This window comes from Actinomadura vinacea (genome assembly GCF_039532545.1).
In the GTDB taxonomy this organism is placed as follows: Bacteria; Actinomycetota; Actinomycetes; order Streptosporangiales; family Streptosporangiaceae; genus Spirillospora; species Spirillospora vinacea.
On sequence record NZ_BAAARW010000032.1, the window covers coordinates 1 to 15,539 of the forward strand.

13 protein-coding genes and 1 pseudogene are annotated in these 15,539 nt (G+C 69.1%); all 14 read right to left on the reverse strand.

Annotation, left to right across the window (positions count from 1 at the left end; all coding sequences use genetic code 11):
* Positions 1–1,393, reverse strand: a pseudogene (locus ABD340_RS37545) (DNA-directed RNA polymerase subunit beta); the annotation flags it as partial.
* Positions 1,394–1,954: 561 nt separating this feature from the next.
* Entirely contained in the window at positions 1,955–2,977 is a 1,023-nt protein-coding gene (locus ABD340_RS37550) for a hypothetical protein (RefSeq protein ID WP_344595663.1), read from the reverse strand.
* Entirely contained in the window at positions 2,974–3,471 is a 498-nt protein-coding gene (locus ABD340_RS37555; protein ID WP_344595665.1) for a hypothetical protein, read from the reverse strand. Before ABD340_RS37555 ends, ABD340_RS37550 begins: the two co-directional genes overlap by 4 nt.
* Positions 3,472–3,487: 16 nt before the next feature.
* Positions 3,488–4,954 carry an MCE family protein gene (locus ABD340_RS37560; RefSeq protein ID WP_344595667.1) on the reverse strand — a complete coding sequence of 489 codons (1,467 nt, stop codon included), beginning with the start codon at positions 4,952–4,954 and terminating at the stop codon, positions 3,488–3,490.
* A complete protein-coding gene (locus tag ABD340_RS37565; RefSeq protein ID WP_344595668.1) occupies positions 4,951–6,261 on the reverse strand; it encodes an MCE family protein in 1,311 nt (436 codons plus the stop codon). The genes ABD340_RS37560 and ABD340_RS37565 overlap by 4 nt, the downstream gene beginning before the upstream one ends.
* Positions 6,258–7,511, reverse strand: a complete 1,254-nt coding sequence (locus ABD340_RS37570) for an MCE family protein (protein ID WP_344595670.1) — start codon at positions 7,509–7,511, stop codon at positions 6,258–6,260. The genes ABD340_RS37565 and ABD340_RS37570 overlap by 4 nt, the downstream gene beginning before the upstream one ends.
* A gap of 16 nt (positions 7,512–7,527) precedes the next feature.
* Positions 7,528–8,610, reverse strand: coding sequence for an MCE family protein (locus ABD340_RS37575; protein ID WP_344595672.1), 1,083 nt, complete (start codon positions 8,608–8,610; stop codon positions 7,528–7,530).
* Positions 8,611–9,642 (reverse strand): MCE family protein, encoded by a 1,032-nt coding sequence (locus tag ABD340_RS37580; RefSeq protein ID WP_344595674.1) that lies wholly within the window; start codon positions 9,640–9,642, stop codon positions 8,611–8,613.
* Positions 9,639–10,970, reverse strand: a complete 1,332-nt coding sequence (locus tag ABD340_RS37585; RefSeq protein ID WP_344595675.1) for an MCE family protein — start codon at positions 10,968–10,970, stop codon at positions 9,639–9,641. Before ABD340_RS37585 ends, ABD340_RS37580 begins: the two co-directional genes overlap by 4 nt.
* A 7-nt stretch (positions 10,971–10,977) precedes the next feature.
* Complete coding sequence (locus ABD340_RS37590; RefSeq protein ID WP_344595677.1) at positions 10,978–11,826, reverse strand: MlaE family ABC transporter permease; 849 nt, start codon at positions 11,824–11,826, stop codon at positions 10,978–10,980.
* 3 nt (positions 11,827–11,829) lie between these two features.
* Entirely contained in the window at positions 11,830–12,672 is an 843-nt protein-coding gene (locus tag ABD340_RS37595) for an MlaE family ABC transporter permease (protein ID WP_425547510.1), read from the reverse strand.
* Positions 12,672–13,736, reverse strand: coding sequence for an ABC transporter ATP-binding protein (locus tag ABD340_RS37600; RefSeq protein ID WP_344595678.1), 1,065 nt, complete (start codon positions 13,734–13,736; stop codon positions 12,672–12,674). The genes ABD340_RS37595 and ABD340_RS37600 overlap by 1 nt, the downstream gene beginning before the upstream one ends.
* Before the next feature lie 579 nt (positions 13,737–14,315).
* The gene (rplL, locus tag ABD340_RS37605) at positions 14,316–14,705 is read right to left on the reverse strand and encodes a 50S ribosomal protein L7/L12 (RefSeq protein WP_344595680.1); all 390 of its coding nucleotides are present in this window, start codon (positions 14,703–14,705) and stop codon (positions 14,316–14,318) included.
* Between the two features lie 74 nt (positions 14,706–14,779).
* On the reverse strand, positions 14,780–15,352 hold the full coding sequence (rplJ, locus tag ABD340_RS37610; protein WP_344595682.1) for a 50S ribosomal protein L10: 573 nt from the start codon (positions 15,350–15,352) through the stop codon (positions 14,780–14,782).
* Positions 15,353–15,539: the final 187 nt, after the last annotated feature.

Consider the following 15,539-nt stretch of genomic DNA (forward strand, 5'->3'; position numbering starts at 1 on the left):
TCGGACACATCCGCCCATAGTGCGAGGGGTGGACGTCACGGACCTCCATGCCCGCCCGCTCACGGGAAAGGCCGCCGGGGCCCAGGGCGTTCAGCCGCCGCTTGTGCGTCAGCCCGGCCAGCGGGTTGGTCTGGTCCATGAACTGGGAGAGCTGGCTGGTGCCGAAGAACTCCTTGATGGAGGCCACGACCGGCCGGATGTTGATCAGGGTCTGCGGCGTGATCGCCTCGACGTCCTGAGTGGTCATCCGCTCCCGGACCACCCGCTCCATCCGCGCCAGGCCGAGCCGGACCTGGTTCTGGATCAGCTCACCGACCGTGCGCAGCCGCCGGTTGCCGAAGTGGTCGATGTCGTCCACCTCGATCGGGACCGGTACCGCGCCGAGGGTGCCCTCCTCCTCGCCGGCGTGCAACCGCACCAGGTACTCGATGGTGGCGACGATGTCGTCCTCGGTCATCGTGCCCTGGTTCATCTCCAGGTCCAGACCGAGCTTCTTGTTCACCTTGTAACGCCCGACCTTGGCCATGTCGTAGCGCTTGGGGTTGAAGTACAGGTTCTCCAGCAGCGTCTGCGCCGACTCCTTGGTCGGCGGCTCACCCGGACGCAGCTTGCGGTAGATGTCCAGCAGCGCGTCGTCCTGGCCGGAGGTGTGGTCCTTCTCCAGCGTCACATTGATCGACTCGTAGGCGCCGAAGTGCTCGCGGATGCGCTCCTCGGTCCAGCCCAGCGCCTTGAGCAGCACGGTGACCGGCTGCTTGCGCTTGCGGTCGATACGCACGCCGACGTTGTCGCGCTTGTCGATCTCGAACTCGAGCCAGGCGCCGCGGCTCGGGATGACCTTGCAGCCGTAGATGTCCTTGTCCGAGGCCTTGTCGAGCGCGCGGTCGAAGTAGACGCCGGGCGAGCGGACCAACTGCGAGACCACGACCCGCTCGGTGCCGTTGATGATGAAGGTGCCCTTGGGACTCATGAGCGGGAAGTCGCCCATGAACACCGTCTGGCTCTTGATCTCACCGGTGGTGTTGTTGATGAACTCCGCCGTGACGAACATCGGGGCGGAGTAGGTCATGTCCTTGTCCTTGCACTCCTCAACGGAGTACTTGGGCGGCTCGAACCGATGATCCCGGAACGACAACGACATGGTTCCGGAGAAGTCCTCGATGGGACTGATCTCCTCAAAGATCTCTTCCAGGCCCGACTGGGTCGGGGCCTTGTCTCCGGCCTTCTGGGCCGCCTCGACCCGGGACTTCCACCTCTCGTTGCCCAGCAGCCAGTCAAAGGAGTTGGTCTGCAGCGCAAGGAGGTCCGGGACTTCGAGCGGCTCCTTGATGCGCGCGAAGGAGACGCGGTTCGGACCGGTTGCGGTATTCGAGGCGTTGCGCGAGGCTGCCAAGAGTGGTCCTTCCGAGGGCTCGCGGCGTAACTGACGACACGCACGCCAGACGATCCAGGTGCCGAGATCCGGCCAAAGAGCCCCAAAAAGGACAGGGCCGAGGGTCTCTCACACGTGGATAGTCAGAGGGCAGCGCAAAGGGGCAGTGTAGCCGACCACCACACCGCTCGCAACTCTAGCGCGTCAGTATGCATCACAGTTGCCATGGAGCATCGCCCCTGAACGCCGCCGAGTCAAGAGCGGACTTGGACTTTTCGGGCTCTGACCTGCAGTGAGGAAGGCCATAGTTTAGGATTCGGGCCCCCTACCCGCCGGTAGGCACTCCGAGACGCCCTGGCAAGGGCCCTGAAAGCCCCTGGAGAACGCGGATCCGGAGTCCCGACAGACCCCTGAAGAGGTGTGTGGTGGACGTGATTTTCGTGGAGGCGCTCCTGCGGCCTCCAGGGTCTACAACAGCCGGGCGGCCACCCTTTGTTCCAGGGTGGCGTGGCCTCCGCCCGGTCGCTCGTCCGCCCTCTCAGAGCCGCTGAGAGCCGCTGGGACGCCCTGAGAGCCGGCCGACTAGACCACCTCGACCTTGGAGACGAGCCAGCGATCGCCGACCTTGGTCATGGCCAACCGCAGCGTGAACTGGCTCGGCAGCCGCTGCGCCTCGCCCTTCTCGGAGTTCTTGACCGTCTGCTGGTTGAGGAACACCAGGACCGTCCCGGACTCGGGCGAGATGTCCTCGACGGCCGTCTTCACCGCCGTGCCGGTGACCATCGCCTGCTGCTGCGGCGCCAGCGTGCGCACGCGCTCGGCCTGGGTCTCGAACTGCTTGCGGAAGCCGCCGGTGGCGTACGCGGTGGCCTTGCGCATGTCCGCGTCGACCGTGCGGTAGTCGTATGAGGAGATGCTCTGGGCCGCTTGCGTCGCCGCGTACGTCGCCTGCCGGGTCGCGGTCTCGGTGGCGTCCATCTCGGACTTCTTCATCCACATCCAGCCCACGCCGGTCGCCGCGAGGACGGCCACCAGGCCCAGCGGCACAAGGCCGCGGAGCCCGCCTCCGGGCACCGAGACCCGGGGACGCCCGAACGCCCTCCTGCCCGCACCGACCTTCGCCGCCTTTTTCTTGACCGCCTTCCCGTCGTCGTCCGCGCCGTCCGCGTCCTTCTCGGAGCCGTCCTCCGCCTCGGCCTCGTCCTCAAGCTCGGCCTCGTCCTCGGCGCCGTCCTCGGTCTCAGGCTCGGCGTCGGACTCGGTCCCAGCCTTGCTGTCGAGGTCAGTGTCGGGCTCGGACTCGGGGTCAGGCACAGGCTCGGCCTTGGCCTTGGTCTCGGGCTCAGGTTCGGCGTCGGGCTCGGGCTCGGGCTTGACGAGCTCGGGCTTGGCGGCGGCGCGTGAGACGACCGACTTGGTCTTCTCGGCCGTCGGCTCGTCGTCCTCGGGCTCGGGCTCGTCGGTCTCGAGGGCGGCGGCGGCCTCGGCGGCTTCCTTGGCCGCCTGTTCGGCCAGTTCGGCCAGTTCGGCGGCCCTGCGGGCCTTCTCCTTGGCCTCGGCCGCGCGCCGTTCGGCGTTATCGGCGTTCGTTCTGCCGCGGGTCATGGGACCACCCCAAGCTTGGAGACGAGCCAGCGATCGCCGTCCAGGGTGAGCTCGAAGTCCCAGCGTCCCGTCATCGGCATGCCCTGCGGCACCTTCTCATTGGTGGAGATCGCCGACACCCACACGATGACCTCGGCGGAGTCGCGGTCCATGGAGACCAGGCCCGCCCGCGCCGTCTGCACCGACGAGGCGGTCTTGGTCTTGCTGACGGTGTCGGCGAGGGTCTTGGCCAGCGTGGCCCACTGGTCCTTGGCGGTGCCGGTCATCCCACCGGTGACCCGGTCGATGTCCTGCCGCAGGTTCTTGTGGTCCAGCGTCTGCATATTGATCGCGGTCTGCTTGGCGGACTGGAGCGCGGCGGCCCGCCTGCCCTCGTCCCGGTCCGCCGACCAGATCTGCTGGCCCAGCACGCCCGCGGCCACCGCCAGGGCGGCGATCACGGCGCCGAGCGTCCACACCCCGATCCGGCCGCGTGAGTTCGCGTCCGACTTCACTATCGCGCTGTTCCCTTCACCGCATCAGCGGGTCGAGTAGGAGCATCTTCCACGAGGCGTCTCCCAGCAGACGCTGCTGGCTGCCGGTGGCGCCCATCCGGTAGCGCTTGCCGTCCGGTCCGTAGACCACACCGGTCGATGGATCGTATCCGGCCAGTTCCACGGATTTGGATGGGAAAGGGATGTAGACGTTGTTGCCGGACTGCAGCGTGACCTGCCGTCCCGACAGCGACGAGGTCTGCCCGCCCGTCCCCTGCGCGCCGGGCTTCTGGGCGCCCTTGTCCGGCGACTTGCCGTTCGCGCCGCCCGGGGGGAACCCGGCGCCGTCGGTCGCGCCCGGCGGCACGGCGGGCGGCGGCTGGATCGCGTCCTTGGGGTGGTTGCGGGCGCCGCGGACGACCCGGCCGGAGTCCTTGGGCTCGGTGCAGCCGCGGTTCAGGTCCGGTTCCTTGCTCCCGGTGGACTGCGGCCAGCGCTGGTCCTTCTTGGGACGGAAGCCCTTGGTGCACGGCGGCGGCGAGTCCAGGTTGAGCGCCAGGCCGATGTGCTGGGTGCCGTCGCCGGGCGTCACGGTGTACCCGAGGCCCAGGCTGAGCGGGTACAGGACGAAGATCGACCGTAGCCCGTCCTTGTGGGATGCGATGACCTGGCCCGTCGTGGTCAGGTTGGCCAGCAGCACCGGCAGCGTCGGCGCGAGGCCGTCGATGGTCTTGTCGATCTCGGTCACCGCGCCCGGGGTGGCGTCGATCGCGGCGCGCAGTGCCGGGTCGTCGCGGCGCAGCTGCGTGGTCAGCACGTTCAGGTTGCGGGCGAAGCCGCGGATGTTGGCGGCCTGGGAGCGCTGGGTGTTCAGCACGGTCGCGCCGTCGTCCAGCAGCCGCTTGGTGTCGGGGTAGGCCTGGTCGGCGGTCTGGATGAGCCGGTCGGTGTCGTCCAGGATCGCCTGCAGGTCGGAGGCCGAGCCGGAGAACGCCTGGTCCAGTTCGTTCACGATGGTGCCCAGGTGCCGCGGGTCCACCGACGAGACCAGGCTGTCGACGTTGCGCAGCAGTTCGGCGGTGGACACCGGGAGCTTGGTGAGGTGCCGCGGGATGGTGTACGGCTTGCCCTCGTCCAGGTACGGCCCGGTCGCCTTGGCGGGCTGCAGGTCGATGTACTGCTCGCCGACCGCGGACCGGTTGGCGACGGTCGCGGAGGTGCCCTCGCGGGGGATCCGCTTGCCCCGTTCGAGCCGGAGTTCGACCTTGATGCCGTTGGGGGTGAGCCGGATCGGGCCGACCCGTCCGACGGGCACCCCGCGGTAGGTCACCTCGGCGTTGGTGAACACCCCGCCGGAGTCGCTCAGGTCCACGAAGGCGGTGTACTGGCGGCCGAGCAGGCCGCGGCCGACGCCGATGTAGTTCACCGAGACGATGGTGACGCCGATGACCGTGATGAGGGCGAACACCAGCAGCTGGAACTTGACGCCGCGCTTGAGGATCAAGACAGGCCCCCCGTCATCAGCGTGGACAGATCGCTGGAGCCGGACGGTGGAGCCAGGGAGCGCGGCTTGTTCGTGCCGTTCTGGGTGCCGTTCAGGCCCGGCAGCCCGCCGCCGCCCGGGGCGGGCAGTCCTGGCAGGCCCCCGCCGCCCCCGCCGGTGCCGCCGGTGCCGCCGGGCATCTCCGGAAGCACGCCCAGCGGTGTCTGCGGCAGGGTCACGTTCGGGACGGTCAGCATGTTGCGCATCTGCTGCCCGCCGCCCAGCAGCCCTTCCAGCGCGGTGCCGCCGAACAGGTTCTGCGCGACGTTCTGGAGGTCCAGGTCGAGGGTGACCCGCACGTTGGCGTAGTCACCCTTGATCACGTTGGTGAACGTGGGCGGGAACGGGTAGGTCAGCAGGCCCTCCAGTGCCTTGGGCAGATCGGCGCCGGCCCTGTTGAGGTTGCGCAGGATCGTGTCGAGGTCCTTGAGGTTGGCCAGCAGGTCGGCCTTGGACTTGTTGATCACATCGGTGGTGGTGCGGCTGAGCCGCTCCATCGCCTGCAGCATCTTGGTCAGGTCGGCCCGGTTGCGGTTGAGCACGGTCAGCGCCGGGCCGGTCTCGTCGACGGTGTCGGCGATGGTGCGCCGCTCGGCCGCCAGCTTGCCGGTCAGCCGGTCGATGCTGTCGATCGCCCGGGTGATGTCGTTGCGGTTGCGGTCCAGGGTGCCCACGAAGGTGTTCACCCGGTTCAGCACCGACTTGATCGTCGCGGTGCGGCCGTCCATCGTGGTGTTGAGCTCGCGGGTGATGGTGGAGACCTGTTCGAGGCCGCCGTGGTTCAGCAGCAGCGACATCGCCGACAGCACCTCTTCGACCTCGGTGCCGCGGGTGGTGCGGGCGAGCGGGATCAGGTCGCCGGACGCCAGTTCGCCCTGCGGGCGCTCGCCCGGCGGCGGGTTGCCCAGTGCCACGTACTTCTCGCCCAGCAGGCTGGTCTGGCCGATGGTGGCGACGGCGTTGTCGGGGAGCCGGGTGTCGCGGCGCACCTTCAGGGTGACCAGCGCGTGCCAGCCGCTCCGCCCGCCGGCCAGCTCGATCTTGTCGACCTTGCCGACGGAGACGTCGTTGACCTTGACCACCGACTGCGGCACGAGATCGAGCACGTTGCCGAACTCGACCTTGATCGTCTTCGGGGCGTCGCCCAGGTCGGGGCCGCCGGGGAGCGGGACGGAGTCGACGCCGCGGAACGAGCAGCCCGACAGGGCCGTCACGCCGGCCAGTGCGAGGGCGCCGAGCCGTCCCAGCCGCTTCACCGGGGATCTCACTGGCCACCTCCAGGGAGCAGCGCGCCGATGTCCCGGGGCTTGGACGACGGCCTGGCGGCGCCGTTGCCGCGCTTGCCGTTCGGCCCGTAGGCGTCCGGCGGGATCGGCTGGGGGTTGTAGTGCGTGGTCAGCGCGGTGATCCAGGACAGGTCCAGGCTCAGCCCGGTCAGCACCTTGCCGATCCCGTTGACCGGGGAGACGAAGTTCAGGCACTGCTTGGCGGGTGTGCCGACCGAGTAGGCCAGCGAGCAGACCCAGTCCGCCAGGTCGTTGAACTGCCGCAGGTCGGCCCGGTCGTGGATGGTGCCGCTGATCGGGTCGTAGGCCCGCGTCAGGTTGGACAGGCCCATCGGTGCCGTCTCCAGCAGCTCGCCGAGCTTGTCCTTCTCCTTCACCAGCACACCGGTGATCTGCGCCAGCTGCCGCACGTTGTCCGACAGTTGGCCGCGGTTGTCCTTGATGAACCGCTGGACGTTGCGCAGCGTAGGGCCGAGGGTGTTGAGCGCCGCGCTCAGCTCTTCCTTCTCCCCCGCCAGCTGCGCCGACACGCCGTTGAGGTCGCCGCTGAACCGCCGGATCTGCTGGTCGTTGGCCTTCATCGTGGCGGTGATGATCCGCAGGTTCTCGATCGTCTTGGCCACGTCGCCGCGGTCGGCGCTGAGCGTGCTCAGCATCCGGGAGGTGTCGGCGATGGTCTGCCGGATGTCGGTGCCCTGCCCCTCCAGCGTGCCTGCGCCGACCTGCAGCAGCCGCGAAAGCGCGCCCTCCTGGCCGTTCGGGCCGGGCGCGTTGGCGCCGTCGGGGCCGAGCGCCTTGCTGAGCTCGTTCAGGCCGGAGCCGACCTGGTCCACCTCGACCGGGATCTCGGTGCGGTTGACCGCGAGGGTCTGCCCGTCGGGCATCACCGGGCCGCCCTTGTAGACGGGGGCCAGCTGGATGTACCGGTCGGCGACCAGGGTCTGGTTGACGAGCATCGCCTTGGCGGTCGCGGGGACCTTGTACTTGGCGTCGTACTGCAGCCGGACCCGGACCGCGCCGCCGACGGGGGTGACGTCGGTGACCTTGCCCACCGGGATGCCGAGGATGCGCACGTCCGCGCCCGCGTAGAGGCCGACGGCCTTGGGGAAGTACGCCGTCATGTGCCGCTGCTCGGGCTCCCGCAGCAGCACCACGAGCGCGGTCGCCAGCAGGGCGACCGCGAGGGTCGCGCCTCCCAGGCGGAGGACGCCACCGGTTTTAACACTGCGCACTATGACCTGCCTGCTGCTACGGGAGGAACGGGAGCGGGTTGCCGTTGCCCGGCTGTCCGGGCCGGCCGCCCTGCCCCGGCCGCCCTTGGCCGTTGCCGGTCTGGCCGTTCTGGGACTGGCCGCCCTGCGCCGGCGGGTTCTGGATCGAGGCGGGGATCGGGATCAGGTTCTGGATGTAGCTGTCGAACCACCGCCCGGACCCGGTGACGTCGGTGAACTGGCGGGTGAACGGCGCGAACAGCTGGAGCAGCCGGTCCAGGTTCTGCTGGTTCCGCAGCAGCACCCCGTTGACCTTCTCCAGGTTGTCCAGCATCGGCCGCAGCTGCGCCTGGTTCTCCTTGATCAGCGCGTTCACCTGCTGCGAGAACACCACCGTGTTGATCAGCAGCTGGTGGATCACCTGCCGCCGCGCCCGGATCGCCTGCAGGATCCGGTCGCCGTCCTCGATCAGCTTGGCGAAGTCCTGGTTGCGGTCGGCCAGCAGCTGCGAGACGTCGCGGGCCCGGCCCGAGAGCTCGTGCAGCTGCTCGTCCCGGGAGGCGACGGTGTCCGACAGCCGGCGCAGCCCCTGCAGCGAGCCGCGGATCTCCTCCGGGGAGTTGCGGAAGGTGTCGGACAGCACGTCGAACGACTGCGCCACCCGCCTGTGGTCGATCTTGTCGACCCGCTCGGTCAGCTCGCTGATCGCCGGGACGATCTCGAACGGCACCGACGTCCGCTCCAGCGGGATCTGCTCGCCGAGCCGGCCCTTGCCGCGCGGGCTCAGCGCGACGTAGTGCGCGCCCAGCACCGTCTTGATCTTGATGTCGGCGCGGGTGGTGTCGCCCAGCCGCACGTCGTCGTTCACCCGGAAGGTGACCTTGACGTGGTCGCCCTCCAGCTCCAGGCCGGTGACCTGGCCGACCTTGACCCCGGCGACGCGCACCTCCTCGTCCGCCTTCAGCCCGGCGGCCTCGCGGAACGCGGCGCTGTACTCGCGTCCGCCGGCCAGGAACGGGATGCTCTGCAGGTTCATCGCCGCCAGCAGCGCGACGGCGATGAGGGCGAACGCGGTGATGCCGATGGGGACCGGGTTGCGCTCCCGGAACGGGACCCTCATCTACTTGCACCTCGCGTTCTCGTTCACGATCGCGGGTGTCTGGTAGACGGGACCGCCGGGCAGCCGCACGCGGGCGTCCATGCCGCAGATGTACATGTTGAACCAGGAGCCGTAGGAGGAGATGTTGATCAGCCCCTCCATCCGCTTCGGCGCCTCGCGCAGCGCCCTGTCGACGTCCTCGTCGTTCTCGTTGAGGGTGGCGGTCAGCTTCCGCAGCCCGGCGATGTCGTCCCGGATCGCGGGCCGGGAGTCGTTGAGCAGGTCCGCGGTGGTGCCGGTGAGCCGGTTGATCGCCTCGACCGACTGGAAGATCGCCTCCCGGTCGCCGGAGACCCCGCTCACGAACCCGCGCAGATCGGTGATCAGCCGGTTCACCTCGCCGTGCCGCTGGTCGATGGTGCCCAGCACGCTGTTCAGGTTGGTGATCACCTGGCCGATGACCTTGTCTCGGTCGGCCAGCGTGTTGGTCAGCGACGCCACGTGCGCCAGCAGGCTGTTGACCGTCCCGGCCTCGCCCTGCAGCGTCTGCACGATCTGGAAGGCCAGCTTGTTGACCTCGCCCGGCTGCAGCGCGACGAACAGCGGGCGGAAGCCGTTGAAAAGCGCGGTCAGGTCGAGCGCCGGCTGGGTCTGCGTGATCGGGATGGTGCCGCCCGGCCGCACGTAGGAGTTGGCCGACCCGGCCTTCTCGGTCAGCGCCAGGTACCGCTGGCCCATCAGGTTCCGGTAGCGGACGTTGACGTGCGTGGACGCGGGCAGCCCGGCCTCGAAGACGCCCTCCCGGGTCAGGCTGAAGGTGACCTTGGCCCGGTTGCCGGAGTACAGCCGGATCTTCTCCACCTGCCCGACCCGGACGCCGGCCACGCGGACGTCGTCGTTCTCCAGCAGCCCGGCCACATCGCTGAAGATCGCGTTGTAGTCGCGGGTGTCGGCGAACCGCATGTTGGAGATCGTCATCGCCAGCACGCCGGTGGCCAGCGACGTGGCCAGCACGAAGGCGAGCAGCTTGATCCCGGCACTGGTGGTCTTCACTGGACGTTCACCACCGATCCCTCCAGCAGCGGCCCGAACAGCAGCTGGGCCACGTCCGACACCTCGCCGGCGGGGGTCCGGGTCATCGGGCCCACCACGTTCTTGATCTTGTCGCGCTCGCTCATGCCGGGTCCGGGGTCGATGAACACGCCCGACGCCGCCCGGCCGCGGCCGCCCGCGGGCGCGGCGCCGCGCGGGTCACCGCCACCGGGCTTGCCCGGGGTCTTCCACCACTGGTCGTCCTGGGTGCCGTCCAGCGTCGGGTAGTCGGGAAACGGCACCTTGGGATTCGGCAGGTTGTAGCAGCGCGGGCCGCGCTGGTCCTTCAGCTCGGGCAGGTCCTGCGGGTACTTGTACGGCGGCCGCGGCTTGACGATCTCGACCGTGAGGTTGAACGTCGGCGTCTTGCCGCCGCCCGCCTCCTCCGCCAGCGGCTTGATCTTGAGCATGCCGTCGAACACGCAGGGCAGCTCCGGGGAGTAGCGGGCGACCACCGACAGGCCGTCCCGGTTCGCCACGTTCACCCCGATGATCTTCGGGGCGTTGGCGCGGACGAACCCCTCGCCCTTGGTGCTCACCCCGGTCACCATCGGGATCACCTGATCCTCGATGGCGGTCCGCCTGTCGTTGATCGTCTTGCTGGTCACGTTGAGGTTGCGCAGGGTGTTCAGCAGGTCGGGGGCCGCGGCGTTGTAGACGTCGGCCACGTCCGACAGCGCGCGCAGGTCGTACACGAGCGTGTCCAGCTCGGGATTGATCTTCCGCAGCAGCGCGTCGGCCTGCTCCAGGTTGCGGCCGATCTGGCCGCCGCGGCCCTGCAGCGCGGTGGCGATCGCGTTCAGCGTGGCGTTCAGCTTGTCCGGCCGGACCTCCCGCAGCAGCGGCAGCAGGTTGCCGAGCAGCTGGTCGATCTCGACCGCGGCCTGCGACCGGTCCTGCTGGATCACCTGGCCCTTGCGCAGCCCGAGCGGCCCGGGGTCGTCCGCCGGGATCCCCAGGTCGACGTACTTCTCCCCGAACAGCGTCTTGGGCAGCAGCCGGGCCTTCACCTTGCTGGGGATCTGCCCGGCCTTGTCGGGGTCCAGCGCCAGGTCGATGACGGCGCCGTTCGCGGTCGCCCGGGTGCCCCGGACCTCGCCCACGATCAGGCCGCGCACCTTGACGTCCGAGCGCGGCAGCAGTTGCAGCCCGGCCCGCTCGGCCTGGACCGTCACCTTCGTCACCGGGGTCAGCGCCTTGTTGAACAGCGCGACCGTCAGGGCCAGCAGCAGCGCGATGACGAGCACCATGGACAGGCCGAGCACGCGATAACGGATCCGCTGGGTCATGGCCGCCTCACCCCGCGATCCGTACGGTCGTGGTGGCTCCCCAGATCGCCATGCCGAGCATCAGGTCCGTCACGTTGATGACCACGATGCTGGTGCGCACCGCGCGGCCCACCGCCACGCCGACGCCCGCCGGGCCGCCGCTGGCGTGGTAGCCGTAGTAGCAGTGGATCAGCATCACCAATAGCGCGAAGATGATCACTTTGCCGAACGACCAGAGGATGTCGTACGGCGGTAGGAACAGCTCGAAATAGTGGTCGTAGGTGCCGGTCGACTGCTCGTAGAACATCGTCACGATCAGCCGGGTCGCGCCGTAGGACGCCAGCAGGCCCACGATGTACAGCGGGATCACCGCGACCATCCCGGCGATCATCCGGGTGGTGACCAGGAACGGCATCGACGGGACCGCCATGACCTCCAGCGCGTCGATCTCGTCGGAGATCCGCATCGCGCCGAGCTGGGCGGTGAACCCGCAGCCCACCGTGGCCGACAGCGCCAGCGCCGACACCAGCGGGGCGATCTCCCGGGTGTTGAAGTAGGACGCGACGAACCCGGTGAACGCCGCGGTGCCGATCTGGTTCAGCGAGTTGTAGCCCTGCAGGCCGACCTGGCTGCCGGTGAAGAAGGTCATGAAGCCGACGATCACCACGCTGCCGCCGATCACCGCCAGCCCGCCGGTGCCCAGGCTGACCTCGGCCAGCAGCCGCAGCACCTCGGTCCGGTAGCGGCGCAGCACCCGGAAGACCCAGGCGAAGGCACGCGCGTAGAACGACAGCTGGTGGCCGAAGTCCTCCAGCCGCTGGAGCGGGGCGTTCACCGCCTTGGCGACGGGCTTACCCGACTTGCCGGGAGCCGCCATGCCCTACATGCCCTTCTGCGGGACGAACTGGAAGTACAGCGTGGAAATCAGGAAGTTCTCCAGGAAGAGCAGCATGAAGGTGATGACCACGGTCTGGTTGACGGCGTCGCCCACGCCCTTGGGGCCGCCCTTGGCGTTCAGCCCCTTGTACGCCGCGACCAGACCGGCCGTGATACCGAAAATGAACGCCTTGATCTCGGCCTGCACCAGGTCGGGCAGCTGCGCGATCGCGTTGAACGAGGCCAGGTAGGCGCCGGGGGTGCCGTCCTGCAGCATCACGTTGAAGAAGTAGCCCCCCATCAGGCCGACCACCGACACCAGGCCGTTCAGGAACAGCGCGACGAACGCGCAGGCCAGCATGCGCGGCACCACCAGGCGGTGCAGGGGGTTGATGCCCAGCACCTCCATGGCGTCGATCTCCTCGCGGATCTTGCGGGAGCCGATGTCGGCGCACATCGCCGACCCGGCCGCCCCCGCCACCAGCAGCGAGGTCACCAGCGGGCTGGCCTCGCGGACGATCGCCACCACCGCGGTCGCGCCGGTGAACGACTGCGCGCCCAGCTGCCGGATCAGCCCGCCGACCTGCAGCGACAGGATGCCGCCGAACGGGATCGCGACCAGCATCGTGGGCACCACCGTGACGCTCACGATGAACCACGCCTGCTGGATGAACTCGCGCCACTGGAACGGCCAGACGAACATCGCCCGGAAGGTGTCCAGGCACAGCGCGAAGAAGCGGCCCGGCTCGCGGATCGCCACATTGGCCGCACCGTCGGAGATCTTTCGGAACCTGGTGGAACCTCCGTCGCCCTCTCGCTGGTCCGCGCCGATACCAGGAGTGGACATCAGGGTGCCGCACCCGCCCCCGGGCGGCCGCCGCCGGCCTGCCCGAAACCACCCGGGGCGGGCCCGCCGCCCACCGGGCTCATCGCGGCGACGTACCGCGGCCACTCCTCGACCCAGTTGCGGCCCAGATCGTCGATGAACGACCCGGGCGGCGGCACGACACCGTGCGCCGCGCACCACCCGCCGGGCGCGTGCTGGGTCGGACGGACCCGGCCGTCGCTCGGCATCAGCTGCGGCGGGATCGGCGGCAGCCGGCCCGGATCGTGGCCCATCTTCGCCTCGGCCTCCAGCTCGGAGACGTCCTTCTCCTCCGACATCCCGATCGGGCCGACCTTGCGGGCGTTGAGGAACTGCCGGACCACCGGCTCCTCGCTGGACAGCAGCATCTCGCGCGGGCCGAACATGACCAGCTCGCGGCGGAACAGCAGCCCGATGTTGTCCGGGACGGTCCGCGCGGTGTTGATGTCGTGGGTGACGATCAGGAACGTGGCGTTGATCTGCGAGTTCAGATCGACGATCAGCTGGTTGAGGTAGGCGGTGCGGACCGGGTCGAGGCCGGAGTCGGGCTCGTCGACCAGGAGGATCTCCGGGTCGAGCACCAGCGCGCGGGCCAGCCCGGCGCGCTTCTTCATACCGCCGGAGATCTCGCCGGGAAGCTTCTTCTCGGCGCCGAGGAGACCGACCATCTCCATCTTCTCCATGACGATCCGCTTGACCTCGCCCTCGGACTTCTTGGTGTGCTCGCGCAGCGGGAAGGCGATGTTGTCGTAGAGGTTCATGGAGCCGAACAGCGCGCCGTCCTGGAACAGCACGCCGAACAGCTTCCGGGTGTCGTACAGCTGCGCCTCGGGCAGGCGGGGAAGGTCCCGGTCGCCGACCCAGATGTGCCCGCGGTCCGGCTTCAGCAGCCCGACCAGGGACTTCAGGAAGACCGACTTGCCCGTTCCGGAGGGTCCGAGGAGAACACTGATCTCTCCCGCGGGAAGCGTTAGCGACACGTCCTGCCAGATGGTCTGGCGGCCGAAGGACTTGGTCAGGCCTTCGACCCTGATCTCGACGCCCACTCGTCACCTTTCGTCCAGGCCGGGGGTTCCGGACCAATGAGCGAGTAGCACACACTCAGGCCGCAGTGGCACCGTCACACCGGGTGTCGAGCCCGTTACTACCGTCCGGTAGCCATAGCGGGTGTCACTACCGTAGCGGCCCACCTGGGAATTGGAAGGGACGGAGGCTCAGATCAGTAGCAAAACCACGACGGTGTAAGACAATCGTTACTTACAACGCCGGAGACACTACTGCGAGCGAACCTGTCCCTCAAGTCAGGGGGGTCGGGGCCACGGCCGCGACGGGACGGACCCGTGTGGTCACGTCCCGAGAGGGGACGCTACGCGCAGCGCTCACCGCCGCACAACCCGCTCCCGCGCCCAGTCCGCGGCCGCGGTTTATCACCAGCGGACAAATCCCGGGAACGCGAGAAGGCGGCCACCTCACCTGAGTGAGGGGCCGCCTTCCACAACACCGTCACGCCCCGGAACCGATCCCGCGAGGCCGCTCCCGCGGGGACGTCCCGGAGGCCGCGCGGGCGATGCTCGCCCGACGCCGCGTGCCGGAGGGTCGTGCCCGTCCTGCCGGACGTGCCGGTACTACTTGACGGTCACCGAAGCGCCGGCCTTCTCCAGGGCCTCCTTGGCCTTGTCGGCGGTCTCCTTGTTGACCTTCTCCAGCAGCGCCTTGGGCGCGCCGTCCACCAGGTCCTTGGCCTCCTTCAGGCCGAGGCTGGTCAGGGCGCGCACCTCCTTGATGACCTGGATCTTCTTGTCGCCGGCACCCTCGAGGATGACGTCGAACTCGTCCTGCGCCGCGGCCTCCTCGCCGCCGCCGGCCGGGGCGCCCGGGACGGCCGCGACGGCGGCGACCGGAGCGGCGGCCTTGACGTCGAAGACCTCCTCGAACTGCTTCACGAACTCGGAGAGCTCGAGAAGGGTCATCTCCTTGAACGCGTCGAGCAGGTCGTCCGTGCTGAGCTTCGCCATGATGTGTTCCTCCGCTATGGCTGTGTGTCTGGGGTCTTACTGGAACCGCGGGTCCCGGGCCGCAGGGGCCGGGACTACTCGGCGGGCGCCTCGTCGGCGGCGGGTGCCGGCGCCTCGGCCGTCTCCCCGCCCTCCTCGCGCTTGGCGCGCAGGGCCTCGGCGAGCTGGGCGGCCTGGGTCGGCAGCGCGTTGAAGAGCGCGGCGGCGTTGGCCATGGAGCCCTTCATCGCACCGGCCAGCTTCGCCAGCAGGACCTCGCGGGATTCGAGGTCCGCGAGCTTGCCGATCTCGGTGGCGTCCATCGACTGACCGTCGATGAAGCCGCCCTTGATCACCAGCGGCGGGTTGGCCTTGGCGAAGTCACGCAGCCCCTTGGCGGCCTCGACCACGTCGCCCTTGACGAAGGCGATCGCGGACGGGCCCTCCAGCAGTTCACGGAACTGCTCGTCGACGCCCGCGTCGGTCGCGGCGATCTTGGTCAGCGTGTTCTTCACCACGGCGAACCTGGCGTTCTCGCCGAGGTTGGTGCGCAGCTCCTTCAGCTGCGCCACCGTGAGCCCGCGGTACTCGGTCAGCACGGCGCCACTCGAACTCTCGAACTCGTTCTTGAGGTCGGCGATCGCCGCGGCCTTCTCGGCCTTTGCCATGGGCCTCCTTCCGATTACCTGGGTGGTCGCGATCAGCGCCCGCCCGTACGGGCGAGCACCGATCCCTCGTTGGAAGCCGCCGGGGCGAGATCGCCCAGAAACAACGAACGCCCCGGCGCAGGCGCACGGGGCGGGGCACGACACTCGACAACGGAGGTCGCACGGAAGCTCTCGTCACACCTACGCG